The following is a 26962-nucleotide window of genomic DNA, read 5'->3' as shown; positions in this document are numbered from 1 at the left end:
GGGACATCTTGTGATTAACGCGTATGAGATTTATTGCCTCGCGGATCCTTTCTTCTACGACAGCCTTGAGCGCAAACGCGCGGAGCATCCGGACTTCGCCATCGCCGGCACGCCGGTGCCCGAGGGCTGGGACCACGTGGCGACCGACACCTGGCTGCATTACGCGCCGCCGGGGGTGCGCCTGCCCCAGCAGGGATGGAAGATCCACGTCTCCTCCCGGGCCGAGCAGACCGACCAGGTGCTGGCGGCCGTATGGGACTACTGCGTCGCCCATTCGCTCGCGTTCAAGTTCCTCCGGGGCCGCCGCGTGATGGTGAGCCGCAACTCCAAATACGCCGGCCGGGGTTCGAGCGGCAAGCTCGTGACCGTCTACCCGGTGGACGACGCGCAGCTGGAGCTGGTGCTCAAGGAGCTGTCCGGGATCCTCCAGGGCGTGGCCGGGCCGTACATCCTGAGCGACCTGCGGTACGGCGACGGCCCCCTCTACGTGCGGTACGGCGGGTTCGCCGAGCGGCACTGCGTGAGCGAGAGCGGCGAGCGCGTCCTCGCGATCGAGAACGACCGAGGCGAGCTCGTGCCCGACGTGCGCGGCCCCGCCTTCTCCCTGCCCGCCTGGGTGCGCCTGCCGGAGTTCCTCGAGCCGCACCTGGCGGCCCGGGGAGCCGTCACCATTGACGGTCTGCCGTACGCGGTGGACGGCGTGTTGCACTTCTCCAACGGCGGCGGCGTCTACCTGGGGCATGACGTGCGCACGGGCGAGAAGGTCGTGCTCAAGGAGGCGCGCCCGCACGCGGGCCTCGACGCGGCCGGTCGTGACGCGGTCACCCGCCTGCGCCACGAAGCCGCCGCCATGGAGCGCCTCGCCGGTCTGGACGCCGTGCCCGCCCTGCTCGACCACGTCACGGTCGGGGAGCACCACTTCCTGGTCATGGAGCACGTGGACGGCACGGCACTGAGCCGGCTCGTCGCGCAGAAGCACCCCCTGACCAGGGCCGACCACACCGATGAGATGCTCGCCGACTACACGCGGTGGGCCGCCGGCATGCTGGAGGGCGTGCGCCGCGCGGTCGCGTCCCTGCACGAACGCGGCGTGGTCTTCGGCGACCTCCACCCGTTCAACGTGCTGGTCGACGGGGACCGTGTGGTGCTCATCGACTTCGAGGTCGCCTCACCGGTGGAGGAGCGCAGGCGCCCGACGCTGGCCGATCCCGGTTTCGTCCCGCCGCCGGACCGATTAGGCGTCGAAGCCGACGAGTACGCGCTGGCCTGCCTCCACCTCGGCATGTTCGCCCCGATGGCCACGATGATGTTGCCGCTCCATCGGCCCAAGGTGGTCCAGCTCGGCCGGTTGATCGAGGAGACCTTCCCCGTGCCGCCCGGCCTGATCGGCGGCGCCGTACGGACGATCCTGGGGCACGAGCCGCCCCGGCCGGTGGAGCAGCCCCCGGCGAGCGCGCTTGCCGCGAGCTGGCCCGCCATCCGCGAATCCGTCACCGTGGCGATCCTCGCGAGCGCGACGCCCGAGCGTGACGACCGGCTGTTCCCCGGCGACATCGTGCAGTTCCAGCCCGGCGGCGGCGTCAGCCTCGCCAACGGGGCCGCCGGCGTGCTGCACGCGCTGCGGGCCGCGGGCGCGGGCCGCTTCCCCGAACACGAGGACTGGCTGGTCGCGCATGCCGCCGACCCCGAGGCCGGCATCGGGTTCTACAACGGATCGCTGGGCGTGGCCTGGGCTCTGGACGGGCTGGGCCGCCGCGACGACGCGCTCGACGTGCTGGAACGGTCCCGGCCACGTGACCGCGCGGGCTGGGAGCGCCTCGATCTGAGCCTCTACCAGGGCATCGCCGGAGTCGCGCTCACCCTGCTCCACTTCCACGACGTGACGGGCGACGCGACGCTGCTCGAGCAGGCGTTGCTGATGGCGGAGTCGGCGGCCGGCCGGCTCGGCGGCCCCGGCGACGTGCCCGAGATCAGCGGCGGCGTGCACCCGCACGCCGGTCTGATGTACGGCTCGGCCGGGGTCGCGCTCATGTTCCTGCACGTCTACGAGCGCACCGGCGACGACCGGCTGCTCGATGTGGCCGCGACCGCCCTGCGGCAGGACCTGCGGCGGTGCGTGCGCAGAGACGACGGGCAACTCCAGGTGCAGCAGGGCTGGCGGACCAATCCGTACCTCGACGAGGGATCGGCGGGCATCGGCCTGGTGCTGGCCCGCTTCCTCGCGCACCGGAACGACGAAGCGTTCCGCGAATTCCTCGACGCGATCCGCCCGGTCGGCACGCTGCCGTACTTCATCCAGCCGGGCCTGTTCGCCGGACGCGCCGGAATGATCGCCTGTCTCGGTGCCGACCCGGTCCACGACCGCACCGAGGCGGCGGCGCAGGTCGCACGCCTGGCCTGGCACGAGCTGCCTTACAGGGACGGCCTGGCCTTCCCCGGAGCCCAGTTGCTCCGGCTGTCGATGGACCTCGCCACGGGGAGCGCAGGAGTGCTGCTCGCACTCGGCACCGTGCTGCACGACCAGCCGGTGCATCTCCCCTTCTTCGAGCCCCCCGGATGGCTGCGGGCGCAGGGGCCCCTGCGTGAGCCGGCCGGGTGCACCATCCCGACGAGCAGTGGAAGGAGGTGTTCGTAATGGCACTTCTCGACCTCCAGACCCTGGAGACGCCCGGTGGTCACGGCCACGGTCACGGTGGCGGCGGCAGCAACCTGAGCCTGCTGGCCTGCACCCCGCACGAGAACAGCAGCCTCAGCCTGCTCTGCGGTTGACGACCGCGGGGCCGGTCGCCGCAGCGGCGGTGACCGCGGAGGCTGATGACGATTAGCACGACAGACCTGGGCGGCCCCCGTGGCCGCCCAGGCTCTTTTCCGTCACGAGTTTCTGTCCGGGGACCGTTCAGCGGCCCGTCGCAGGGAGGCAACCCGTGTCAACGGCGGACGCGCTCATCGCCAGGGCCGCACGGCACAGCGGACGCTGGCTCGTGCTGCTCGCCTTCACCGCGCTCGCCGGGGCTGCGGCGGAGCTGCTGCTCCCGATGGCGCTCGGCCGGGCGCTCGACGCTCTCACCGGTACGCCTGTGTCCGGTGCGGCACCGAATGCGAGCGTGCCCGCCGCCGTGGTGTTCGTGGCCTGGCTGGTGGCGCTGGTCGTGGCGTGCGACGTGCTCGGCGTGCTGGCGTCCGGCGTGAGCGGGGCGGAGGCGGCGCAGTGGTTGCGCCGCCGTGTCACCGCGCGTGTCCTCGCCGCCGGCACCACGACGACCAGGCGTTTCACGACCGGCGACCTGGTGACGCGTGCGGGGGTGAACGTGGAGGAGGCGGCTCGCGGGCCGGAGGCCGTCGTCACCGCCGCCTCGCTCGTCATCCCGTCCGCGGGAAGCGTCGTGGCCCTCGTGCTCATCGATCCGCTGCTGGGGGCCACGCTGACCGCCGGTCTGCTGGTCGTGCTGGGGGTCGTGCGGGCGTTCATGCACAAGACCACGGTCGCGGCCTCCGGCTACCAGGAGGCCCAGGCCGAGATCGCGGCCCGGCTGGTCGGCGCGCTCGCCGGGGCGCGGACCATCATCGCGGCCGGCACGCAGGACCAGGAGGTGCACCGCGTGCTCGCACCGCTTCCCCGGCTGCGCGAGCACGGGCTGTCATTGTGGCGGCTGCATGCGCGGGCAGGTGTCCAGGCCGCGGTGGTGATCCCGCTGCTCGAGACGGCCGTGCTGGCGGTGGGCGGGCTCAGGCTCGCGGGCGGCCACCTCTCGATGGGCGAGTTGCTGGCGAGCGCCCGCTACGCCGTGCTCGGCGCCGGTCTCGGGTCGGCCGTCGGCTACGCCGGCAGGCTCGCGCGGGCACGGTCGGCCGCCCGGCGCATCGACCGGCTGCTGGCCGAGCCCGCCCTGCCGTACGGCTCCCGCCGCCCGGCGGAGGGACGCGGGCGGCTCGAACTGCGCCGGGTCAGCGTGCGCGTGAACGGCTCGCCCTTGTTGAGCGACGTCGATCTGGTGGTGCCGGGCGGATGCTGCGTGGCGGTGGTCGGCAGGTCCGGCTCGGGCAAGTCGTCGCTCGCGGCGGTGGCGGGCAGGCTGCTCGACCCGGACGTGGGGTCGGTGCTGCTCGACGGCGTCCCGCTGCCGCAGATCGGGCGCGAGCATCTGCGGCGGGCGATCGGTTACGCGTTCGAACGGCCGGTGCTGCTCGGCGCGACGCTCGGCGACGCGATCGGGTTCGGGCTGCCTCCGGAGCGCCGCGACGGCACGAGCCCCGGGAACGGCCTGCCGTCTTCCGGCGGCATCGGGCCGGGGTGGCGCTCGGCCGCCGGACGGGTTCGGGCGGCCTCACAGGCGGCATGCGCCGACGCGTTCATCCGGCTGATGCCCGGCGGGTACGGAACGCCCCTCTCCGGGGCCCCGATGTCGGGCGGCCAGGTGCAGCGGGTCGGCCTGGCCCGGGCGTTCGCCCAGGCCGAGCGGGTGCTCATCCTGGACGACGCCATGTCGAGCCTCGACACGGTGACCGAGCGTCAGGTGAGCCGTGCGCTCACCGGCTCCCTGGCCGGGCGCACCCGGCTGATCGTGACCCACCGGGTGGCGACGGCGGCCCGGGCCGACCAGGTCGTCTGGCTGGACGGCGGCAGGGTCAGGGCGCACGGCACGCACGAGTCGCTGTGGAACGACCCGGATTACCGGGCGGTCTTCCAGGGGGCGTCATGAGGGGGGCTGCGGGGGGCCTGCTTCGCCGGGCTCTGCTGCGGGAGCCCCGGGTGATCGTGCGCCTGGCCGCCTGGTCGGTGGCCGAGGTCGTGCCGGCGTTCGCCGCCGGGCACGCGGTCGCGCGGGCGATCGACGAGGGCTTCGCCGCGGGGCGGCCCGTCACCGGGCTGGCGTGGCTGGGGGTGCTCGCCGCCGGGTGGCTGGTCGCGGCCGTCGCGGCGCGGCAGATCCTGCTCGGCATCGCGGCCGTGGTCGAGCCCTTCCGCGACGATCTGCTGACACACGTGGTCTCCCGCGCCGTCTCCGGTCTCGGGGCCGGCCCTGTCGTGGACTCGGGCGCTGGGTCGGGTGTCCTCGGGGGCGGCGACACGTCGGCGGTCGCCCGCATGAATCACCAGGTCGAGCTCGCGAGAGACGCCCTGGCGGCGATCATCACGGTGGTCAGGTCGTTCGTCTTCACGCTGGCCGGCGTCGCACTGGGCATGGCGACGCTCGCTCCTGCGGTCCTGCCCCTGGTGCTGACGCCGGTGCTGCTCGGCCTGGTGTCGTTCCTCGCGTCCCTGCCCGCGCTGGCCCGCCGGCAGCGCGGCTTCATCGTGGCCGACGAGCACGTGTCGGCGTCGGTCGCCGCCATGGCGGAGGGGCTGCGCGACGTCGTGGCCTGCGGGGCGGAGCCGCGGGTCGCCGCCGCCGTGGGACGCGACGTCGCGGCGCAGGCGCGGGCCGCCCGCGCGCTCGCCCGGGTCACGGCCGCCCGGACGCTGGCGCTCGCCCTGGGCGGCTGGCTGCCGATCCTGCTGCTCCTGGGCGCCACGCCCTGGCTGCTCGGCCGGGGGGTGACGGCGGGCGTCGTGCTCGGCTCGCTCACCTACGTCATGCAGTCGCTCACCCCCGCCCTGGCCGGGCTCGTCCAGGGCCTCGGCGTCAGCGGCGTACGGTTGGCGGTCACGCTCGACCGCATCCTCGGTGGCGCCGTGCCGTACGAGGTGGCGGGGCCGCGGCGGCCGCCCGAAGGCGCGGGACTGGAGCTGCGCGGGGTCGCCTTCGCCTACGGCCCCGCCGCCGAGCCGGTGATCGACGGCCTCGATCTGGTCGTGCCGGAGGGCGAGCACCTCGCGGTCGTGGGGCCGAGCGGCATCGGCAAGTCGACGCTCGCCGGGCTGGTCGCCGGTGTGCTGCGGCCGTCGGAGGGCGCGGTGACGATCGGCGGCGTCCCCGCGGCGGAGGCCGAGGAGCGCTCACGGGCGCTGATCCCGCAGGAGGCCTACGTCTTCCGCGCCGTCCTCGTCGACAACCTGACCTACCTCGCGCCTGACGCGACCGAGGCGGAGGTCGACGAGGCGGTCGCCGTGTTCGGGCTGGCCGGTGTGGCGGAAAGGTACGGCTCTCACACGGTCATCGACCCGGCGGAGCTGTCGGCCGGTGAACGTCAGCTGATCGCGCTGGCCAGGACATATCTCTCCCCCGCCCGGCTCGTCGTGCTCGACGAGGCCACCTGTCACCTTGATCCGGCCGCCGAGGCGCGGGCCGAGGCGGCCTTCGCCGCGCGCGGAGGCACGCTCATCGTGGTCGCCCACCGGATCTCCTCGGCGGCGCGGGCACGGCGCGTGCTGGTGATGGACGGCTCCCGCGTCCGGCTGGGGACGCACGAGGAGCTGACGGCCGCCTCGCCGCTGTACGCCGATCTGGTCGGCCACTGGGCGGGCCGTCAACCGCTATCTGCGGGGCCGGTAGCGCAGGATGCCGATCTCCCGCGCCGGCCACAGCCAGCCTGACTCCGAGGCGATCTGGATCGCCTCGACCCGGGAACGTGCTCCCGTCTTGGTCAGGATGCGGGACAGGTAGTTGCGGACGGTTCCCGGTGACAACGAGAGCCGTTCGGCGATCTCGCCAACGGTGGCACCTGCGGCGGCGGTCTCCAGGATGTCGAGCTCGCGGGCCGTCAGCGGGTTGGCGTCCGCGTCGAGCACGGCGGCGGCGAGTTCGGGATCGACGACCCGCTCGCCGCGGTGCACCCGGCGGATGCAGTCGATGAGGTGGGCGGGCTGGGCGTCCTTGACGACGAATCCCCGGACGCCCGCGTCCAGAGCCCGCCGCAGGGCAAGTGGGGTGCCGAGTCCGGTGAGGATCACCGTCTTGCAGGCGGGTAATCGCCGGCGCAGTTCGGCGGCCGCGGTGAGCCCGTCGATGCCGGGCATGCCGATGTCGACCAGCGCCACGTCGGGGCGGCGCAGGCAGGCGAGCCGTACGATCTCCTCCCCTTGTGCGGTGTCCGCGACGACCTCGATGTCGTCCTCGCAGGACAACAGGGCGATCAGTGCCTTGCGGATCAGATGCATGTCCTCGGCGAGCAGCAGGCGGATCATCGGTACCCCCACGGTCGTCCTCGGGAGCCGGGTGGTTCGAGTCCCGGGCTCACCTCACTATGGACGCGGGGCATCGATATTCGGAGGCCATGACCGCCGGATGTTTGGCTTTTAATCGTGAATCGCGTCGGCGAAAGCCGTACAAGTCTGGAAATTTCACGAGAGAGACGATGAAATGCCCGACCCCTGGCGGGATCGGGCATTTCCTTGCGGCGATTTATGCGGTTTATCGGCGCATGGGTTGATTTATCGCGGTTTATGGGTTTCTATCGGCACTGATGTCACCGGCGTAGTGCCTGGTGCCCGCATACTCCGCACGCCAGAGCCCGTCGCCCTGCCCGTTGAGGCGTCCGGCGAACCATCCGTTCCTGTCGGTGACGGTGGTTCTCATCGTGCGCCAGATCTGGGAACCGGCGGGCCGGAAGCGCAGGACGACCGGCTGGCCGGGGAACGGCCGGTAGTCGACCCGGCCGAGCGGATCGACGCGCAGCAACGTCCCCGTGACGCGGACACCCCCCGCCTGCCGTACGACGTTCACCCCTTCGAGCGTGGTCTCCCGCTTGAGGAAGAACATGGTGCGGGAGACGGCGACGGCTCCCGTCGCATCCCTCGCGGTGGCCGTGACCGTCCATTGTCCGCTCGGGTACCACCGCGACAGCGGCTTCTCCGGCAGGAACATCCAGGTCTCCCACTCCGAGCGGCTGCGGTTCGCGCTCGTCGTGGACATGGGGAGACCGCGGACCGCCGGGCGCGTCCAGGGCGGCGCCGCCGCTCCGGCGGGACGCGGGGCGGGTGTGCCCCACGGGGCGCCCGGAGCGGTCGCGGGCGCAGGAGCCTGCGCAGGAGTCTGCGCGGGGGCGTGCCCAGGGGTCGACGCCGGGGCGGGGTGCGGCACGTGCGCCTGAGCGGGAGCCTGGGCCGCGGGAAGTTGGGCCGGTTGCTGCGCCGGGTTCTGCGCTGGGCTCTTCACCGGGTTCTGCGCTGGGCTCTTCACCGGGTTCTGCGCTGGGCTCTTCACCGGGTTCTGCGCTGGGCCCTGCGCCGGATTCTGCGCCGGGCCCTGCGCCGGATTCTGCGCCGGGCCCTGGACCGGATTCTGCGCCGGGTTCTGCGCCGGAGCCGGCCCCTGCATCGGGATCGGGAGCGGAACCGGGGCGGGAAGCGGGGCCGGGGCCTGAGCGGACGGCCGAACAGGCGGCCGAACCGGCGGCTGAGCAGGGGGCCGGGGCGGGGCGAGCGGCGGCGTGATCTCGGGAGCCGCCGGAACCCTCGGACCACCGGAGTTCACCGGGCCCGTGCGACCCGGCTCGAGGACGACGGCGACGGAGGTCGCGCCCCGGGCGACGACCTCGATCACCACCTTGACGGAGCCGGAGGGCCCCACCACGGGGCTGCCGGGTTTTACGTTGATCGACCGGATCGCCAGGTCACTGGAAGCCGTCGCGGGGGCCGCACCCGCCGCCAACGTAATCGCCATCGCGAGAATAGGAGTCGCAATCAAACGTCTCGTCATGGCCAATGACCGTACGCACCGACAGGTAATCCCCCCTCCCCTGACACCCACCCCAAAAAGCAAAGCCCCCCTCTTGGGTGTGATCACACAGGAATTCGCGTACACCTTCGCGCACAATTCCCCACTCCCCTTGCGCGTGATCATGCAGAAGTTCGGGAGAAGGGGTCGTGGCCTGCGATTCCCTCCATCGTGATCATGCAGAACTTCGCATACAGCCCGGCCTACCTGCACAGCTCTCCGCCGTGATCATGCAGAACTTCGCGTACGGCTAGGCCGACCTGCGCAAACGCTCACCGTGATCATGCAGAAGTTCGGCCAAAGGTCCCATGACCAGCGCTTACGCCGATCGTGATCATGCACGAGGTCACTCGCCCACCGCGATCCCAATTGCATGATCACGAAGATGGAAAGCCCTGGTCAAACACATAACCCACGAACTTCTGCATGATCACGATGGAGGGAATCGCAGGCCACGACCCCTTCTCCCGAACTTCTGCATGATCACGCGCAAGGGGGGGTTGTGGGGTTGAAGTAGCTCATGAGGATTATGTGGATTATGTGGGTAAATCCCCAAATGCCATGATTTGGTATGAAATACCACTCAAAAGCAAAGAATGGGCAGGTTGGGGGTAACGTGCTACTGCACGTAATTCGGGGGAGAACGAATGACACAGCCGCCCGTACGGGAGAAGTCCTTCTTCGGCCACCCACGGGGCCTGGCCACCTTGTTCGGCACGGAGATGTGGGAGCGCTTCAGCTACTACGGCATGCGCGCCATCCTCGTCCTGTTCCTGTCGGCTCCGGCCATCCGCGGCGGCATGGGCCTGTCGGAGACTACCGCGGTCGGTGTGTACGGCGTCTACATCGCCTCCGTCTACCTCCTGGCCCTGGCCGGCGGATGGATGGCCGACCGGCTATTCGGGCCGCGCAAGACCGTCCTGTACGGCGCGATCGTCATCATGTGCGGCCACCTGAGCCTGTCGGTGCCGTCCGCGGGGGTGTTCGTCTGGCTGGGGCTCGTCCTGGTCGCCCTCGGCAGCGGCATGCTGAAGCCCAACATGGCGGCCCTGGTCGGCGAGCTCTACAGACATGAGGACGACGCCCGCCGCGACTCGGGCTACACGATCTTCTACATGGGGGTCAACCTCGGAGCCTTCGTCGGCATCATGGCCGTACCGTGGCTCCAGCAGGGCGACCGCTGGCACCTCGCGTTCGGCTCCGCAGCCGCCGGAATGGCGATCGGCCTCACGCAGTACGTCCTGGGTCGCAGGCACCTGGGCGGGGCGGGCGAGGAGCCCGACCACCGGCTGACGCCCGAGGAGCGGCGACGTTTCCGCGCCATCCTGGCGATCACGGTCCCGGTCGTGGTGGCGGCCCTGGCCCTGTGGGCGTTCAGCGGCACGTTCACCATCGACAGGTTCTCGTTGGTCCTCGCGATCGGAACGGCGGCCGTCCCGCTGGCCTACTTCCTGTTCCTCTTCCGCTCACACGAGGTCACGCCGGAGGAGCGCGTCCGCCTGTCCGCCTACGTGTGGCTCTTTCTCGGCGCGGCCGTGTTCTGGTTCATCTACGACCAATCCGGCAGCGCCCTCACCCTCTTCGCGCAGAACAACACCCAGCTCGACGTCATGGGCTTCCACGTGCCCCCGGGGTGGATCAACAACGTCAACTCCCTCGCGATCATCTTCCTGGCGCCGGTGTTCGCCGACTTCTTCCTGAAGGCGGGCGAACGGGTCAGCACCCCGCTGAAGTTCGGCGTGGCGCTCCTGCTCGTCGGCCTGAGCTTCGTCGTCATGTCGGTCGCGTCCGGCGTCGCGTCGGGCGGGGTACGCGTATCGATCATTTGGCTGATCTCGGTCTACCTCATCCAGACGATCGGCGAGCTGTTCCTCAGCCCGACCGGCCTGTCGGTGACCAACAAGCTCGCGCCGCGTGCGTTCGAGAACCAGATGATGGGCGTCTGGTACCTCGCGATCTCCCTGGGGGACGCGATCGGCGGCCAGACCTACCGGCTGACCACGGTGATCCCGATGCCGGCCTACTACCTGGGCCTGGCCCTGGCGGCCATCCTCGCCGGCGTCGCCATGATGATGTTCACGAAGAAGATCCGCGCCCTCATGGGCGAGACGACTCCCCGCCCCGCCGAGCTCAGGACGTAGCTCCAACGTCGGGGCTACAGCGTCGGGGTGAGCGGGGTCGCCGGGCGATACCCGGGCCGGCTCGGCCCGCTCGCGATGCGGCTGATCGCCTCCTCGAGCACCTGGGGGGGCTGGGTGAACGGGAGCCGCAGGTAACGCTCCAGTGCGCCCTCGGCGCCGAACCACGAGCCCGGCGCGAGCCGTACGCCGCGGGAGGCCGCGGCCTCCACGACGGAGGTCGCCACGGGCGCGTCCAGCCGCACCCACAAGGAGCCCCCGCCCGGCGTGACCGTGAAACTCCACGCGGGCAGATGCGCGCCTAAGGCCGCGACGAGGGCCGCGCGGGACTCGCCCAGCGCACGACGGCGCTCGGCGCGGCTGTCCTCGATGCCGCCGAACAGCTCGGCCACCACAAGCTGTTCGAAGACGGCGCTGGAGATGTCGACGGCGGCCCGGAGCACGGCCAGGCGGCGGACGAGAGCGGCCGTGCCCCGCACCCATCCGATGCGCAGGCCGCCCCACCACAACTTCGACGCCGAGCCGATGCTGACGACCCGCCCGTCGGTGTCGAAGGACGCCAGCGGAGACCAGGGGGCGACCTCGTCGATGGCCAGCTCCGCCCAGGTCTCGTCGGCGAGCAGCATCGTGTCGTTCCGCCGGGCGGCCGCCACCAGCTCGGACCGGTCGGCGTCCGTCATGAGATGACCGGTCGGGTTGTGGAAGTCCGGGATGACGTAGGCGACCCTGGCCGCCGACTGGCGCATCGCGCCGGTGACGAGGTCCATGTGCCATCCGTCGTCCTGGAGGCCGACGGGCACCAGGCGCGCGCCGCGGATGCGCGCCACGTCGAGGACATGCGGATAGGTGGGCGACTCGACCAGCACGGGGTCGCCCTGCCCCGCCAGCAGCGTCAGCGTCAGGTGGATGGCCTGCTGGGCCCCCGTGGTCACGATGATCTGGTCGGGCCGGGTGGCGAGCCCGCGCCGGCAGTACCGCTCGGCGATCGCCTCCCTGAGGGTGAGCAGCCCTGCGGGGTCGTATCCGATGCCCAGCGCGTACCGGTGGTAGCTCTGCGCCGCCTCGGCGATCGCGTCGGCGAGGAAGGGGGTGGCGGCGGGCGCCGCGGTGTGCAGCGGCAGCAGCCCGTCGTCGTCGGGGGCGATCCACGGGTTGTCCGATCCGAGCGCGGCCGGCCCGGGCAGAGCCGTCCAGCTGCCCGCCCCCTGGCGGCTCTCGAGGTAACCCTGCTCGCGCAGCCGGTCGTAGGCGGTCGTCACGGTCGTCCGGCTCACCCCCAGCGCCTCCGCGAGGTGCCGCTCTGCCGGCACGCGCATCTTGACCGGCAGCCGCCCGTCCAGGATCAGTCCCCGTACGGCTCCCGCAAGCGCCTTGTAGTACGGCCGGGCTCCGGGCGGGACCTCCAGGAGCCGTGCCAGTTGAGGCGCACTAAGATGACGGTCCATAAGGCCACTTTTCCGGATTGGCCCTTTTTTTGCAAGCAAATGGACTGAAAGATGTAAACCATTATGAGTGAGCTCTCGCTACCCCGGTACGGGTCCCTCCCGTCCCGGCTCGTCCGCCTGTACATCGGATTGATCGGCTACGGCACCGGCATCGGACTGCTCGTCCAGTCCGGGCTCGGCCTCGACCCCTGGGAGGTCTTCCATCAGGGCATGTCGTTCCGCACCGGATGGTCGATGGGCCTCTGCATCAACCTCGTCGGCGCCCTCGTGCTGCTCCTGTGGATCCCCCTGCGTCAGCGTCCCGGCCTCGGCACCATCAGCAACGTCGTCATCGTGGGCAGCTGCGCCGACCTCCTGATGTCGCACGTGGCGGCGCAGTCCCACCCGGTCGCCGAGTGGGCGTTCCTCGTGGCCGGCATCGTGCTCATCGCCGCCTCCTCGGGCCTGTACATCAACGCCGGGTTCGGTCCCGGCCCCCGCGACGGCCTCATGACGGGCCTGGCCCGGCTCGGCCTGTCCATCCGGGTGGGACGCACGCTGGTCGAGCTCACCGTCCTGGCCGCCGGCTGGCTGCTCGGAGGCACCGTCGGCATCGGGACGATCGTCTTCGCCGTGTCCATCGGCCCCCTGACCCAGATTTTCATGCGCATGTGGCGGCCCGCGCCGCCGGTCGTGACGGCGCCGGAGGCCGAGCCCGCCTGACGGGAAGACGAACCGGAAGCACGGGCGGATCACCGGACGAAGGCACGCCGGGTAGCCTGGCCCGCATGCGGATCGAGGACTACGCCCTCATCGGGGACATGCAGTCGGCCGCCCTCGTGGGCCGAGACGGCTCGATCGACTGGCTGTGCCTCCCCAGGTTCGACTCCCCCTCGTGCTTCGCCAAGCTGCTCGGCGACGAGTCCAACGGCTTCTGGCGGCTTGCGCCCACCGGGCATGAGATGGCCACACGGCGGGAGTACGTCAAGGACACGCTGATCCTGGAGACCTACTGGGAGACGCCCACCGGAACGGTCAAGGTCGTCGACTTCATGCCGCCCCGGCACGCCAACCCCGATCTGGTGCGCATCGTGGAAGGCGTGTCCGGCACGGTGGAGATGACGGCGGAGATCCGCATCCGGTTCGACTACGGCCGCATCATCCCCTGGGTACGCCGGTTCGACGGCCACCTGCACGCCATCGGCGGGCCCGACTCCGTCTGGATCCATTCCTCGGCCCATCTGAAGGGCGGCGGCTACCGCCACACGGGCACGTTCACGGTCTCGGCCGGGGAGCGGCAGACGTTCGTGTTCACCTGGCATCCCTCCCACGAGCCGGAGCCGGAGGTCGTCGACCCGGACGAGCAGCTCGACGAAACCCGGCTGATCTGGGAGGAATGGGTCTCCCACTGCGAATACGACGGTCCCTGGCGGGACGCCGTGGTCCGCTCGCTCATCACGCTGAAGGCGCTCACCTTCAGCCCGACAGGCGGCATCGTTGCGGCCCCCACCACCTCGCTGCCCGAGCATCTCGGCGGGGTCCGCAACTGGGACTACCGCTACTGCTGGCTGCGCGACGCCGCGATGACGCTCGACGCGCTGACCGACTCCGGCTACATCGAGGAGGCGGGTTCCTGGCGCGACTGGCTGCTGCGCGCCATCGCGGGACGTCCGGAAGACCTCCAGATCATGTACGGCGTGGCCGGTGAGAGGCGGCTTCCCGAGATGACGCTCGACTGGCTGCGCGGATACGAGGACTCGCGTCCCGTGCGGATCGGCAACGGCGCGGCCACCCAGTTCCAGCTCGACGTGTACGGCGAGGTGGTCAACTGCCTCTACCAGGCCCGCAAGAAGGGCCTGCCGCCGGACGACCACGCCTGGTCGATCGTGCGGCGCCTCATGGACTTCCTCGAGCACAACTGGAACCAGCCGGACGAGGGGCTGTGGGAGGTGCGCGGCCCCCGGCGGCACTTCGTGCACTCCAAGGTCATGGCGTGGGTGGCGGCCGACCGGGTCGTCCGCGTCGTCGAGGAGCTGGGCCGCACCGGACCGGTAGAACGCTGGCGGGCGATGCGCGACCGCATCCACGCCGAGGTCTGCGACAAGGGCTTCGACCCCGTGCGCGGCACCTTCACCCAGTCGTACGGCTCTCGCGAGCTCGACGCGGCGTTGCTCCTGATCCCCATCGTGGGCTTCCTTCCCCCCGAGGACCCTCGTGTCGTCGGCACGATCGAGGCGATCGAGCGCGAGCTCAAGGTCGACGGCTTCGTGCTGCGCTACCCCGTCTCGGAGAGCAACGACGTCGACGGCCTGCCTGGGGCGGAGGGGGCCTTCCTCGCCTGCAGTTTCTGGCTGGCCGAGGCCCTCACCCTGATCGGCCGCAAGGACGAGGCCATGGACCTGTTCGAGCGGCTGCTCGCGCTCACCAACGACGTCGGCCTGCTGGCCGAGGAGTACGGCGTGGCCGAGGGACGCCAGCTCGGCAACTTCCCGCAGGCGTTCACCCACATCCACCTGATCCGTACGGCCCACGCGCTCAGTTAGTCCCCGACGTCGAGTGCCGCGCGGTGTCGGACAAGTCGGGACAGGAACGGACATCCCAGTGCTGGCCTATCCCATCGGCGGCAGCACATACTGCTCGTATGCAAGCCCAGGACGAGCATCCAGCCAGGACAGATTGCGCCGCGCCCAAGGTCATCCGGACCGAGCGGGAATTCATGGATGCGCTGCGCGCGCTGCGGGTCAGGAGCGGGCTGAGCTACCGGGACATCGCCCTGCGGATGGCCCAGGTCGCGCCACGCCACGCGATGGCCAAGAGTACGCTCGCCGCTCTCTTCGCCCAGGACGCGCTACCGCGTCGGCCCGGCCGGTTGACCGCGATCGTCGATGTCCTGACTGCGGAGCTGACCGAACCAGCCGACGTGTCCGCGCGCTACCTGGAGGCGTGGACACGGCTCATGACGGCCCGTTCGGCCCAGCCGGGCACTCCGACTGAGGCGCAGCAGGCGTCGCCCCCCATGCTTCCGACGGCTGCCGTCGCGCCCCCGCCGGTCGTGCCGCCGCCACGGCACCCTGCACCGCTGTACTCCCAGCCCGCTTACCGGAAGCCCAGCGGCCCGTGCACGATGCCCGACCAGGCCAAGAGCGATTTTGAGATAGCGGGCGGCCTCAGGCCGCTGCTGTTTTGGGGCACCGTGCTCAGCGTCATCACATGGCTCCCGCTCGCGGACGGCCCGGTGCCGTTCTGGGCGATCTGGCTGGCGTGGTGCGGGCCTCTACTGCTTTGCACTGCCATTGCCGCCCTATTCGGTCCGTCACGTGGGTCCAGTTCAGCTGAGTTGCCAGCGGAGTACCTCCACTACGAGCAGCGCACCACCCCACGCCGGCCCAGCCTGTACTGACCGCCGTCCAGGCTTCCCGGCAGTCGGCAATCTGCGCTGGTAGTGGCGTCGTCTCGCGATGGCCTGATGGCGGCGTCGCCAGTGTGACCAGCGCAGGATCTGCTGGACAGCCCGCAACGGGGACAGCACGAGCGTGGCGAGCAAGCGACGGATCTTCGGGACGGTCAGCGTGATCATTTGCCCGGCCGGCCGGGACGGATCTGTGGCGGCGGCCGATGCGAACCGGCTGGAAACGCGGCGCGCTTTCCCCTATTCGAGCGCCCGCCATTTCGCTGTCCATCGATCAGCGCAAAGTTGATTTACCCGGCCTTGGGAGGAGTAACGCACCCACGGTACACGCTGTTCCGGCGGACAAATCGCCGCCTAATCTCGTCCTGTCAGCCCCGCATCGTTCGCGAAGCCGTAAAACGACGTCGCCAGGATCCGGGAGGAAGAGGGCACCATGAGCGTGGCCGAGCTCGAACATTGGAAGACGCTGTTGATCGCGTTGTGCGGTGTGTTCCTCTGGGTCGTCGTCAGCGCGGCCGCGCTGCTCCGCTACTGGCTCGCGGACCACAAGGCCCGGCGTCCCAAGGGCCCGGCCAAGACCTCGGGCGGCGGAGAACCCTGATGACGCCGGAATTCGGCGCGGCGCCTGAGGCGGGGGCACGGGAACCGGCTGACGGACCCGGCGCGCTCGCGAGCCGGACGCCTCACGTGCCGAAGTTCGCCCAGGTCAGGCGCCTCCACCCGTTTCGACGGCGTCCCGGTTCCATCCGCAGGCACTACGCGATCATGTTCGTCACCGTTTCGTTCCTCTTCGTGAGCACTCTGGGCGTGACCGTCGACATGCTCATCGAAAAGAACGTCGCCGCCGAGGCGATCGGCAGGACCCAGCAGGTCGCCACCGAGTGGAGCGCCAGAATCAGAGCCGGCCGTATCCCGGGGGTCATCCCGGCCACCGGCGGCGTCAACCTCATCGAGGTGCTCGACCCCCGTGGCCGGGTCGTCGACGCGAGCAGAGCCGCCCATGGCGGGCGGCTGAGCATGTTCCGTCCGCCTGCCGACAACCGGGTGCAGAGCTTCACTCAGACATCGCGAAACGGTGGACCGCTCATCCTGACGGCCGTCCGGGTCGCTCCCACCCGCGACTCCCTGTACGTGTACGCGGGACTGCTCGAGTCGTATCTGCTGTCCGACAACCGGCTGGAGATCGACACCGCGGTCTGCGGCGCCGTGCTCCTGCTCATCGAGACCTGGGTGGCATGGAACCTGGGAGGTCAGATACTCCGTCCCGTGGAGTCCATCCGTGTGTCCATGGCCAAGATCACGTCCGGCGACCTCAGCCTTCGCGTCCCGGTGCCCTCCGGCGACGACGAGGTCGCCACGCTCGCCGGCGCCGTCAACGACACCCTCGCCCGCCTGGAGATCATGACGCAACGGCAGCGTCGATTCGCGTCCGACGTGTCACACGAGTTGCGCACCCCCATCGCCGGCATGCGGGCGCGCCTGGAGGAGGCGGTGCTGTATCCGGGGGACACCGATCCGCGCGAGACCATCAAGGACGCGTTGTCGACCGCCGACCACCTCGAGGCGGTCGTCGACGACCTGCTGGTCCTGTCCCGCCTGCGCTCCGCCGATCCGCCGCCGCGCGCGCCGGTCAACCTCGGGCACCTTGTGGCGGAGGTGGCGGCCAGTCGCACCGGGCGCTTCCCCGTCCACATCGAGGTCTCGCCCGGAGTCCGGACACGGGCCAGCCGCGTCCAGCTGATCCGGGTCGTGGAGAACCTGCTGGCCAACGCGCAACGGCACGCCGCCTCGCGCATCACCGTGACGGTCACCGCCGCGGACGGGCAGGCGGTGGTGACGCTGACCGACGACGGCGCGGGCATCGCACCGAAGGACAGAGAGCGGGTGTTCGACCGCTTCGTCCGCCTGGACGACGCCCGTCGTCGTGACCCCAAAGGCAGCGGCCTCGGCCTCGCCATCTCGCGTGAGGTCGCGGACGCGCACGGCGGAACATTACGCGTGGAGGACTCTACGAAAGGGGCCCGTTTCGTCCTGAGACTGCCTCTTCTGCCGGACGACGACGTCCCCGGCGGCCCGAGATGACGGGCGTGCGCGTCCCGGCTTCAGTCGGACCTTCCGGCGATCCGCGCGAGGAGGCGGGCGAATTCGGGCGGAGGGGCGACGACCAGGCGGGTCTGCCCGTCGTGGGTGACCAGGTCGGCCTGGATGCGGGTCAGCCGGTTCTTGTGCCACCAGTAGACGTGGGGGCTGACCGGGTCGTCGCTGGACTCGTACTCCCGCTGGGCGAACAGCCGCAGCCGCTCGATGGCCCGCACCACGCCGATGCCGGCGACCGGGTGCACGGCGACCGCCCCGCGATGCGGGAGCGCGGCGAGCACGCCGTCGGACGGCACGAGCACGTGGTCGGCGAGGCGGCGCAGATGGGCGGCGGCGCTCGGCGCGCTGAGCACCGACACGCGGGTGCCGGCGAGGTCGAGCCACTCGGTGGTCGGCCGCTCGTCCACGAGGGCGTTGCCCAGGGCGACATCGAGCGCCTCACCTGGGGGGATGGGCCAGCAGAAGGCCTCTTCCGGGCGGACGGGGCGTGCCCCGACGGTGAGCACCTCGATCAGGTCGGCGCTCAGGTGGCGGCCGATGATCCGGGAGGGGTCGGGGATCGCGGGGTCGTCGGCGGCGTGCACCCGGGTGCGCAGCAGCGGCCGGATGGGGGTGAGGTTGCAGGCGTCGAACGGCTCACCGGAAACGGCATGGGCGAGGTGTTCGGAGACCAGCATCGGCCAGTCCTCGCGGGCGCGGCGCGCGGACTCCCGGCGCAGCCCGACGAGGTTGACCACCCGCCCCTCCCCCGTGGCCGCGTCAGGAGAGCCGAGCGTCAGCGACGTGCCGTCGGGGGCGAAGGCACAGCTGAACCCCATGGTCTCGGCGACCAGCGCGAGCAACGAGTCGAGGTCGGCGTCTTCCACGGACCTCGGAGCGGGGCGATCGGGTTGCGTCCGGCCGAGTAGTCGCCGCAAGAGTCCCAATGCACCATCCCTCCACCGTTGCCCGGAAGATTCCAGGCGGCTTTCAGGGTGCCTTGTCCGGATAGCGGAACATGCCAGTCAGAGAGCACGATTTGGTATCAATAACACCATCCGCCCCCAGCCACACACCGAACTGTGGTGATCCATGTCCGATGGGAAGGCCTGCTATGACGGGCATTCCGAACCCGGAGAGCCGTTCGGCCACCACTGGAAGCGGGTCGCCGCAGTCCACCCACGACCCGAGCACGAAGCCCAGCGCCCCGTCGAGGCACCCGGCCTGGATGAGCTGGGTGAGCATCCGGTCGATCCGGTACGGCTCCTCGCTCACGTCCTCCAGCAACACGATCTGCCCCTGCGCGCGCATGGCGTACGGCGTGCCGCACAGGGCGGCGAGCAGGGTGAGGTTGCCGCCCGTGACGGGTGCTTCGACCCGCCCGGAAGGCCCCAGCGAGGCCGTCCCCGTCACCGGGCCGACGGCCCCGCCGTCGAACAGGGTGCCGGTGAGATGGGCAAGCGTCGCCGGCTCCGGCCCCTCCTCGTCACCCATCGTCGCGCTGGCGGGCATCGGCCCGAACAGGGTGGCCACACCCAGCCGCTCGGCGAAGGCCCGGTGCAACGCGGTGATGTCGCTCGACCCGAGCAGGATCTTGGGACCGGCCGCGGCCATGGCGTCCCAGTCGAGCAGGCCGAGCAGCCTGGTCACGCCGTAGCCGCCTCGTGCGCAGATCACCGCCGACACCCGGGGGTCGCACCACGCCTCCTGCAGCCCGGCCGCGCGGACGGAGTCCGGCCCGGCCAGATAGCCCTGCCGGGCGTCCAGGTCGCCGCTGAGGACGACGTCGAGGCCTAGGCCCTCCAGGACACGCCTGCCGCGGGCCAGCCGTACGGGATCGACGGGACCCGAGGGCGTCACCAGCGCCACGGTGTCCCCTGGCCGCAACCGCCGGGGCGGCCTAACCGCGGGCATCGTCACGCCTCCCGAGGGCGAGAGTACGGCCGGGCGAACGACGGCCGGCCGGCGACGACGGGCCGAGGCGCGGGACCGTTGCCGAGGCGTCATGGCTCGCCCAGGCCAGGATGCGTCCTTTCACCCCCCAAAGGGTGTCAGACTTAGCCGTAACTATGCGACCTCCGACGCACATTCTCGTGGTCAACGGCGTGAAGGTCCGTCAGCCGGTGTTCGTGGTCGCCGCCCCGCATTCCGGCGCGGACCTCCTCGGGCGTGCCCTCAAACGATCACCTGGGTTCCACATGACGATCGGCCGCGCGCCTGTCGCCCGGGTGGTCTACGCGTTCGCGCGCAGGCCGTCGATCGCGCGCAGGGACGGCGCTCCCACCGTGATCCGCGACGTGCTGGCGGAGGCCTGGCACGTGGTGCCGGGGGCGTGCTCGGAGTGCACGGCGATCTGCCGGGAGGCGGGCCGCGTCACCGGCGGCGGCCCGTGCGTGAGCGCGGCCGACCTGATCCGGTTCGGCGACGCGAGTCCCGACCTGCTCTTCAGCTCGCCGGTGCTGCTGCAGGCGTTCCCGGACGCCCGCATCATCCAGATCGTCAGGGACGGCCGCGACGTCGTCGCGGACATGCTGGGCGATCCCGCGTCGCTGGCCTGGTTCAAGCCCCACATGCTGACCGAGGATTCGGAGTTCCCCAACCCCTTCCTCGGCGTCAGGTCGGCCGAGCATCGCGACAAGTGGACGGCCATGCCTCCGGCGGGCAAGGGCGCCCTGCGCTGGCGCAGCGCCGTACGGCTCAGCGCCGCCCTGCGGCAGGAACTCCCCGGCGAACAGCTGCTGACCCTGCGCTACGAGGACCTGCTCGACTCACCGGGCTCGGTGAGCAAGGCCGTGGCCGAGTTCCTGGAGACCAAGGTCTCCACCATCGGCATGTACGGCGCGTCCGCCACCAAACCGGGCCGATGGCGCAAGGCGCTGGCCGCCGCCGACGCCGAGCTCGTCGAGAAGGTGTGCCGCGAGGAGCTCACGCGCCTGGGCTACCTGTGACGACGGCCCCCGCCTGGAGCTCGGCCGCGAGCTCGGACTCGCCTGAGGGGGAGTCCGAGCCGCCCGCGAACTGGGTGCGATAGAGCTCGGCGTAGGCGCCGTCACGCTCCAGCAGCTCGTCGTGGCCGCCGCTTTCGACGACCTCGCCGTCCTCGATGACCAAGATGGCGTCGGCCTCGCGGATCGTCGACAGCCGGTGGGCTATGACCAGCGACGTACGGCCGAGCAGGGCGGTCTTGAGCGCCTTCTGCACGGCGGCCTCCGACTCGGAGTCGAGATGCGCGGTCGCCTCGTCGAGCACCACCACCTGGGGCGCCTTCAGCAGCAGCCGAGCCAGCGCGATCCGCTGCTTCTCCCCTCCGGACAGCCGGTAGCCGCGGTCGCCCACGACCGTCTCCAGCTCCTCGGGAAGGCCCTTGACCAGGTCGGCGATCTGAGCCGCGCGCAGCGCCTCCCAGACCTCCTCGTCGGTCGCGCCGGGGCGGGCGTAGCGGAGGTTGTTGCCGATCGTGTCGTGGAACAGGTGTGCGTCCTGCATGACGACGCCGACCGTGTCCCTGATGCTCGCCAGCGTGAGGTCGCGCACGTCCAGGCCGTTGATCCGCACCGTGCCCTCGTCGACGTCGTACAGGCGGGACACGAGCGAGGTGATCGTGGTCTTGCCGGCTCCCGAATGCCCGACGAGGGCCACCATCTGGCCGGGGCGCGCCGTGAACGTCACGCCCTTGAGCACCTCCTGCGACGGGCCGGTGTCGGGCCTGGCCACCGACTCCAGCGACGCCAGAGACACGTCGGAGGCCGCCGGGTAGCGGAACCGCACGTCGTCGAACTCGATCGTCACTGGTCCGGCGGGCAGCTGCTCGGCTCCGGGCTTTTCGGCCACCATCGGCTTGAGGTCGAGGACCTCGAAGACCCGGTCGAAGCTGACCAGCGCGGTCATCACGTCCACATGCACGTTGGACAGGCTCGTCAGCGGGCCGTACAAGCGCATGAGCAGGGACGACATGGCCACCAGGGTGCCGAGCTCGAAGACGCCGGCCACCGCGAGCTGGCCGCCGAGCCCGTAGACGAGCGCCGTCGCGAGGGCCGCGATCAGGCCGAGCGCGACCCGGAAGACGGTGCCGTACATCGCGACGACGACGCCGAGGTCGCGGACCCGGCCGGCCCGCTGGGCGAAGTGCACGGCCTCGTCCTCGGGCCTGCCGTACAGCTTGGCGACCATGGCGCCTGCCACGTTGAAACGCTCGGTCATGACCGAGCTCATCTCGGCGTCCAGCTGCATCTGCTCGCGGGTGAGCTTGGACATGCGCCGCCCGACCCACTTGGCCGGAAGGATGAAGATCGGCAGCAGGATCAGGGCGACCACGGTGATCTGCCACGACAGCACCAGCATGGTGCCGAGCACCATGATCAGGCTCACGACGTTGGAGACCACCGACGACAGCGTGGTGGTGAGCGCCCGCTGCGCCCCGATGACGTCGGTGTTGAGCCGGGAGACCAGGGCGCCCGTCTGAGCGCGCATGAAGAACGCTACCGGCATGCGCTGCACGTGGTCGAAGACCTCGGTGCGCAGGTTGTAGATCAGGCCCTCGCCGATGCGCGCGGAGTACCACCGCTGGACCAGGCCGAGCCCCGCGTCCAGGACGGCCAGCACGCCGATCGCGACGGCCAGGCCGATCACGATGTCGCCCCGCCGGGGCACGATGCCGTCATCGATGATCGCCTTCATCAGCAGCGGGTTGGCGATCACGATCACGGCGTCGACGACGACCAGCGCGAGGAACGCGGCGATCTGCCATTTGAACGGGCTGGAATATCTGGCTATCCGGGCGACGGTCCCCGGCGTGAGGCGCTCCTTCGTCACGGAGCTGTCACGCCGGAGAGACCGCATCACCTGAGGCCCGTAGCCACCAGTCATCGCCATATCGTCAATCCTCCCGCTCCTGAAGCACCGAGGAGGATATCGCCGATTCCTGAGTCAGCTGGAGGCGAACAGCGCCCTGATCCGCGCCACCTGTTCGACCCGCTCGGCGGCCGACTGCTCCGCGAGCGTGCGAGCCGGAGCGCCCTGCAGCAGCCGCTTGGTCGCCGTCGCGGCCGCGCGGTCGGTGGCGAGCAGGGCCGTCGCCAGATCATGTACGGCCTGAGCCAGCTCACCGGCGGGAACCGCCATCTCGGCCAACCCGAGCTGCACCGCCTCGACCGCGCCGACGATGCGCGCGGTGAGGCAGATCTCGATCGCGCGGGAGACCCCCACGAGATCGACGAGGGGCTTGGTGCCCGTCAGATCCGGAACCAGCCCGAGGGCCGGCTCCTTCATGCAGAACCTCACGTCGTCGGCGACGATTCTCAGGTCGCACGCCAGCGCCAGCTGGAAGCCCGCCCCGATCGCGTGACCCTGAACCGCGGCGATCGACACGATCTCCGGACGGCGGAGCCAGGTGAAACCGCTCTGGAACTCCGCGATCCGCTGGTCGAACGCCGTGTCGTCGAGAGTGGCGACCGCCGCGAGCGAATCCTGCCCGGGAACCCCCTCGGGCTTGAACATGCTCAGGTCGAGCCCCGCCGAGAAGGACGGCCCCTCGCCTCGGACCACGACGACTCTCACCTGTTCCGGCAGGTTGTCCCCGATCCGGGCCAGTGCCGACCACGTCGCGGACGTCTGAGCGTTCCGCTTGTCGGGCCGGTCCAGAACGATCGTCGCGATCTCGCCGTCCACCTCGAAGCGCAGCCCGATCTCGTTCAGCTCCGCTGTCGAGATCGTCTCCGTTGCTGAGGAGTCGTTCGCCCCCATGGCGCCGACCTCGAGGACCCCGTCCTCGTCGCCGCCCGCCGTGGAGACCGGCTCCTCGTTCCCCCCAATTGCCGCTTCCGCCATCGCCGTTCCTGCCTCCGCTCGAGGCGCCTCGCACGGCCGGTCCGGTGCGGCGTCCCGTGCCGTGCGCGGCTCACCCTCTTGTCCCACGATCACGCCCGAGCCTACCGAATATGGTTCTGTACGGTCGGACGCAAACGTTCGGCTGCGGGAACGAGCGGCTGCGGTCGCGCGTTGTGAGGCGGATCTCTAGCGCTTGGTCTTGCCCCGGGTGGCGCCGCCGCGTCCGCGCAGAGTCACACCGGACTCGCTGAGGATGCGGTGGATGAACCCGTACGACCGGCCGGTCGAAGCGGCCAGGGCGCGGATGCTCTCACCCGCGGAATAGCGCTTCTTGAGATCACCGGCCAGCTTTTCGCGGTCGGCCCCGGTCACCCGGGTGCCTTTCTTCAGAGTCTCAGCCACGAGTACCTCCTGTAGTGCCAGACTTCCGCAGCGTTACTTAGGCCATGATCAGTCATTTCGGCGCGATCGGCTACCTACTCCGCGGGAAAAGATCCCTACCCGCTCAAATTAAGATCAGGCAAGTGCCACAAGATCGGAAAATTCGTCGCTCCACGCGTCTTCGACACCATCAGGAAGGAGTATGACCCGATCGGGGCGCAGCGCCTCGACCGCGCCCTCATCGTGGGTGACCAGTACGATCGCCCCCACATAGGAGCTGAGAGCCGAGAGCACCTGGTCGCGCGAGGCCGGGTCGAGGTTGTTGGTCGGCTCGTCCAGCAGGAGCACGTTGGCACTCGACAGCACCAGCGTGGCAAGGGCCAGACGGGTCTTCTCGCCGCCCGACAGGACCCCCGCGGGCTTGTCCACGTCGTCCCCGGAGAACAGGAACGACCCGAGCACCTTGCGCAGGTCGACGTCGGCCAGGTCGGGGCCCGCCGAGCGCATGTTCTCCAGCACGGTGCGGTCGGAGTCGAGCGTCTCGTGCTCCTGGGCGTAGTAGCCGAGCTTCAGCCCGTGCCCCGGGCGCACCTCACCGGTGTCGGGCTTCTCAATGCCCCCCAGCAGCCGCAGCAGTGTCGTCTTGCCCGCTCCGTTGAGCCCGAGGATGACGACGCGGGAGCCGCGGTCCACTGCCGCGTCGACGTCGGTGAACACCTCGAGCGAGCCGTAGGACTTCGACAGGCCCTGCGCGGTCAGCGGGGTCCGGCCGCAGGGCGCCGGCTCGGGGAAGCGGAGCTTGGCGACCCGGTCGCTCTGCCGTACGGTCTCGACACCGGCCAGCATGCGCTTGGCCCGGCGCTCCATGTCCTGCGCGGCCTTGGCCTTGGTGGCCTTGGCCCGCATGCGGTCGGCCTGGGACAGCAGCACCGACGCCTGCTTCTCGGCGTTGGCGCGCTCGCGCTTGCGGCGCTTCTCGTCGGTCTCCCGCTGGGCCAGATAGGCCTTCCAGCCGACGTTGTAGGTGTCGATCACGCAGCGGTTGGCGTCGAGGTGCAGAACCCGGTTTACCGTCGCATCAAGAAGGTTGACGTCGTGGCTGATGACGACCAAGCCGCCCTGGTGCGAACGCAAAAAATCACGAAGCCATCCGATTGAGTCGGCATCGAGGTGGTTTGTGGGCTCGTCAAGCAGGAGAGTCTCGGCTCCGCTGAACAGGATTCTGGCCAGTTCCACCCGCCTGCGCTGTCCTCCGGAGAGCGTCGCGAGGGGCTGCCCCAGCACCCGATCGGGCAGCCCCAGGCTGGAGGCGATCGACGCCGCCTCCGCCTCGGCGGAGTAACCCCCGAGTACGTGCAGCCGATCTTCCAGCCGGCCGTAGGCGCGCACCGCCTTGTCCCGCGTGCGGGTGTCGGCCGACGCCATCCCGGCCTCGGCCTCCCGCAGCTCACGGAGCACCTCGTCGAGCCCGCGGGCCGACAGGATGCGGTCGCGCGCGAGCACCTGGATGTCGCCCGCCTTGGGGTCCTGCGGCAGGTAGCCGACGCTGCCGGTGATCGTCACCGAGCCCTCGGCCGGGACGCCTTCCCCGGCGAGGACCTTGGTGAGAGTGGTCTTGCCCGCGCCGTTCCTGCCGACCAAGCCGATCTTGTCCCCGGGATTGACCCGGAAGGAGGCGTTCTCGATGAGCAGGCGGGCGCCGGCGCGCAGTTCGATGTCAGTTGCGATGATCATGTTAAGGGGAACACTCCCGGGAAGGCACGGTCAGGATCGGCAGGGAAGTCGATCAATCGGGAGCGCGCATACCCGTCATTGTAGGGGTGGGCCCCCGGGGAACCCGAACTCTTTTCGCTGGCCGCCTCCCCTGCGACGCCCTGCCGCCCGCCCCGCGCCCGCCGCTCCCGGCCACCGCGTTCCCGTGCGGCTTCCGCGGCCGCTGCCAGAGGCGGTGCCGGACCGGTGTCAGGGCCGGTGTCAGGCTCCGGCGTCGAGGACGCGGATGCGCACCGCGCGGAACTGCCGGGGGGCGTCCTCCAGCACGGCCAGTTTGGGGTCGGGCACCGGCAGGAACACGCCCTCCTCCAGCGAGAAGATCGGCGCGAGCCGCCGGTCGGCGCGCAGCTCGTCGACGGCCCGCCGGTCCCCGCCGAAGACGGCCGCGTCCATCTCGCCGGCGCGCGGCACGAGCACGCGGGCCGCCACGTCGGCGGCGGCCCGCAGCGCCTCAGCCGACTGCTTCTCCCTGCGCCTGGCGAAACGCTGCTGCGACCAGCCTCCGGCGGCGCTGCGCCCGTGAACCAGCCGCGAGCCCACCTTGGACGCCACCAGGCGCTGCCCCTCGAACACCCCGGCCGCGTATCCGCCGAGCCGTACGAGCAGGACGCCGACCGTGCGCGGCCGGGTCGCGTGGACGACCAGCCCGTCCACGGCGCCGCCGGGAGAGCCACCGCCTCCGTCGGGGTCCGCCGCCAGGGTAAGGGGCGGGAAGGGCACGTGGCATTCGGCCGCCGAGCCGTCGGCGGCGGTCAGCCGTACGACGAGAGCGGTGGCGGCCGCCTCGAAGGGGCCGTGCCGTTCTTCGAACCCTCTGATCCACCCCGCGAGCCGCTCGGGCGCGACCGATACCCATCTGCCGCCGCCCGCGGCCGGCCGTGCCGTCATGGCAGCCCAGGTTACCGGCGGCGCAGAGGTTCACGGCGTGTCGTCCCAGCCAGACCGGTTCCCGCGGCCGAGGTGGTTCATATCAACATATGGGGAAATATCGGTGAACTCTGCCCGCGGATACTGATGTGACTGGATAGTAAGGCAGAGAATCTTAAACGTGTCGGTCCCCTCACCTTCGGCGGTGCCGGTTGCCACGTCACCGGGCCAGCCCGCTCCGGACGCCGCAGCCGCCGGAGGCCCCCGCGGCGTGACCTCCCCCGGCGATCAGGCTTCAGCGCCCAGCCACTCCTACGACGCGTCGGTTCCGGGGCCGGACCTGGCCGCGTACCCGCATCGTCCCTATCTCACCGAGGGTTCGGGCGCACGCTATGCCGACCTGCCCGGAGGGGGCGGCCAGGGATCGGGCGCTTCGGCGTACGGCTCGCCCGCGCAGGGAGCCCAGTACGG

Annotated in this window: 21 protein-coding genes and 1 pseudogene; 12 read left to right on the top strand and 10 right to left on the bottom strand. The window is 70.6% G+C overall.

Translation table 11 applies throughout. From position 1 onward, the window contains the following. The first annotated feature begins 10 nt into the window (after nucleotides 1–10). The 4 genes from lanKC to Pth03_RS00545 all read left to right on the top strand — a co-directional run bounded on the left by lanKC (nucleotide 11) and on the right by Pth03_RS00545 (nucleotide 6475). On the top strand, nucleotides 11–2635 hold the full coding sequence (lanKC, locus tag Pth03_RS00560; RefSeq protein WP_203942061.1) for a class III lanthionine synthetase LanKC: 2625 nt from the start codon (nucleotides 11–13) through the stop codon (nucleotides 2633–2635). Next, entirely contained in the window at nucleotides 2635–2769 is a 135-nt protein-coding gene (locus Pth03_RS00555) for a SapB/AmfS family lanthipeptide (protein ID WP_203942060.1), read from the top strand. The genes lanKC and Pth03_RS00555 overlap by 1 nt, the downstream gene beginning before the upstream one ends. A 155-nt stretch (nucleotides 2770–2924) precedes the next feature. Next, on the top strand, nucleotides 2925–4700 hold the full coding sequence (locus Pth03_RS00550; protein WP_203942059.1) for an ATP-binding cassette domain-containing protein: 1776 nt from the start codon (nucleotides 2925–2927) through the stop codon (nucleotides 4698–4700). Next, nucleotides 4697–6475 (top strand): ATP-binding cassette domain-containing protein, encoded by a 1779-nt coding sequence (locus tag Pth03_RS00545; RefSeq protein WP_203942058.1) that lies wholly within the window; start codon nucleotides 4697–4699, stop codon nucleotides 6473–6475. The genes Pth03_RS00550 and Pth03_RS00545 overlap by 4 nt, the downstream gene beginning before the upstream one ends. Here the strand turns inward: Pth03_RS00545 and Pth03_RS00540 are convergent. Together Pth03_RS00540 and Pth03_RS00535 are read right to left on the bottom strand one after the other, a co-directional pair. Further along, nucleotides 6416–7078, bottom strand: a complete 663-nt coding sequence (locus tag Pth03_RS00540; RefSeq protein ID WP_308442325.1) for a response regulator transcription factor — start codon at nucleotides 7076–7078, stop codon at nucleotides 6416–6418. The two genes, Pth03_RS00545 and Pth03_RS00540, sit on opposite strands and share 60 nt — an antisense overlap. A 244-nt stretch (nucleotides 7079–7322) precedes the next feature. Further along, nucleotides 7323–8543, bottom strand: a complete 1221-nt coding sequence (locus Pth03_RS00535; RefSeq protein WP_203942057.1) for a hypothetical protein — start codon at nucleotides 8541–8543, stop codon at nucleotides 7323–7325. A 701-nt stretch (nucleotides 8544–9244) separates the two neighbouring features. Here Pth03_RS00535 and Pth03_RS00530 point away from each other — a divergent pair. Then, complete coding sequence (locus Pth03_RS00530; RefSeq protein ID WP_203942056.1) at nucleotides 9245–10738, top strand: peptide MFS transporter; 1494 nt, start codon at nucleotides 9245–9247, stop codon at nucleotides 10736–10738. Between the two features lie 14 nt (nucleotides 10739–10752). On the opposite strand, the gene yczR is transcribed toward Pth03_RS00530, so the two are convergent. Then, the gene (gene yczR, locus Pth03_RS00525) at nucleotides 10753–12180 is read right to left on the bottom strand and encodes a MocR-like transcription factor YczR (protein WP_203942055.1); all 1428 of its coding nucleotides are present in this window, start codon (nucleotides 12178–12180) and stop codon (nucleotides 10753–10755) included. Nucleotides 12181–12243: 63 nt separating this feature from the next. Here yczR and yczE point away from each other — a divergent pair, with 63 nt between their 5' ends. The 5 genes from yczE (at nucleotide 12244) to Pth03_RS00500 (ending at nucleotide 17650) form a co-directional block, all read left to right on the top strand. Further along, nucleotides 12244–12882, top strand: coding sequence for a membrane protein YczE (gene yczE, locus Pth03_RS00520; protein ID WP_203942054.1), 639 nt, complete (start codon nucleotides 12244–12246; stop codon nucleotides 12880–12882). A gap of 65 nt (nucleotides 12883–12947) precedes the next feature. Further along, nucleotides 12948–14702: a glycoside hydrolase family 15 protein gene (locus tag Pth03_RS00515; protein WP_203942053.1), complete on the top strand. Its 1755-nt coding sequence runs from the start codon at nucleotides 12948–12950 to the stop codon at nucleotides 14700–14702. 98 nt (nucleotides 14703–14800) lie between these two features. Then, a complete protein-coding gene (locus Pth03_RS00510) occupies nucleotides 14801–15559 on the top strand; it encodes a hypothetical protein (RefSeq protein WP_203942052.1) in 759 nt (252 codons plus the stop codon). A 442-nt stretch (nucleotides 15560–16001) separates the two neighbouring features. Continuing rightward, nucleotides 16002–16169 (top strand): hypothetical protein, encoded by a 168-nt coding sequence (locus Pth03_RS00505; protein WP_203942051.1) that lies wholly within the window; start codon nucleotides 16002–16004, stop codon nucleotides 16167–16169. After that, nucleotides 16169–17650, top strand: a complete 1482-nt coding sequence (locus Pth03_RS00500) for a sensor histidine kinase (RefSeq protein ID WP_203942050.1) — start codon at nucleotides 16169–16171, stop codon at nucleotides 17648–17650. Before Pth03_RS00505 ends, Pth03_RS00500 begins: the two co-directional genes overlap by 1 nt. Before the next feature lie 20 nt (nucleotides 17651–17670). On the opposite strand, the gene Pth03_RS00495 is transcribed toward Pth03_RS00500, so the two are convergent. Both Pth03_RS00495 and Pth03_RS00490 read right to left on the bottom strand, forming a co-directional pair. Then, nucleotides 17671–18531, bottom strand: a complete 861-nt coding sequence (locus Pth03_RS00495; protein WP_239118663.1) for a hypothetical protein — start codon at nucleotides 18529–18531, stop codon at nucleotides 17671–17673. A gap of 103 nt (nucleotides 18532–18634) precedes the next feature. Continuing rightward, nucleotides 18635–19558 carry a S66 peptidase family protein gene (locus Pth03_RS00490; protein ID WP_203942049.1) on the bottom strand — a complete coding sequence of 308 codons (924 nt, stop codon included), beginning with the start codon at nucleotides 19556–19558 and terminating at the stop codon, nucleotides 18635–18637. Between the two features lie 155 nt (nucleotides 19559–19713). On the opposite strand from Pth03_RS00490, the gene Pth03_RS00485 reads away from it, so the two are divergent. Then, nucleotides 19714–20592 (top strand): sulfotransferase family protein, encoded by an 879-nt coding sequence (locus Pth03_RS00485; RefSeq protein ID WP_203942048.1) that lies wholly within the window; start codon nucleotides 19714–19716, stop codon nucleotides 20590–20592. Here the strand turns inward: Pth03_RS00485 and Pth03_RS00480 are convergent. The 5 genes from Pth03_RS00480 to Pth03_RS00460 form a co-directional block, all read right to left on the bottom strand. Further along, nucleotides 20570–22516: an ABC transporter ATP-binding protein gene (locus Pth03_RS00480; RefSeq protein WP_203942047.1), complete on the bottom strand. Its 1947-nt coding sequence runs from the start codon at nucleotides 22514–22516 to the stop codon at nucleotides 20570–20572. The genes Pth03_RS00485 and Pth03_RS00480 overlap by 23 nt on opposite strands. Nucleotides 22517–22570: 54 nt before the next feature. Continuing rightward, on the bottom strand, nucleotides 22571–23386 hold the full coding sequence (locus tag Pth03_RS00475) for an enoyl-CoA hydratase/isomerase family protein (protein WP_203942124.1): 816 nt from the start codon (nucleotides 23384–23386) through the stop codon (nucleotides 22571–22573). A 270-nt stretch (nucleotides 23387–23656) separates the two neighbouring features. Next, nucleotides 23657–23872, bottom strand: a complete 216-nt coding sequence (locus tag Pth03_RS00470) for a helix-turn-helix domain-containing protein (protein ID WP_203942046.1) — start codon at nucleotides 23870–23872, stop codon at nucleotides 23657–23659. A gap of 114 nt (nucleotides 23873–23986) precedes the next feature. Beyond that, a complete protein-coding gene (locus tag Pth03_RS00465) occupies nucleotides 23987–25585 on the bottom strand; it encodes an ABC-F family ATP-binding cassette domain-containing protein (protein WP_203942045.1) in 1599 nt (532 codons plus the stop codon). 240 nt (nucleotides 25586–25825) lie between these two features. Continuing rightward, the gene (locus tag Pth03_RS00460; protein ID WP_203942044.1) at nucleotides 25826–26512 is read right to left on the bottom strand and encodes an acVLRF1 family peptidyl-tRNA hydrolase; all 687 of its coding nucleotides are present in this window, start codon (nucleotides 26510–26512) and stop codon (nucleotides 25826–25828) included. A gap of 160 nt (nucleotides 26513–26672) precedes the next feature. Between Pth03_RS00460 and Pth03_RS00455 the strand changes: the two are divergent. Continuing rightward, nucleotides 26673–26962, top strand: a pseudogene (locus tag Pth03_RS00455) (hypothetical protein); the annotation flags it as partial.

Origin of the sequence: Planotetraspora thailandica, from assembly GCF_016863335.1 — a bacterium.
Classification (GTDB): Bacteria; Actinomycetota; Actinomycetes; order Streptosporangiales; family Streptosporangiaceae; genus Planotetraspora; species Planotetraspora thailandica.
This window is presented reverse-complemented; position numbering and strand designations above follow the sequence as displayed.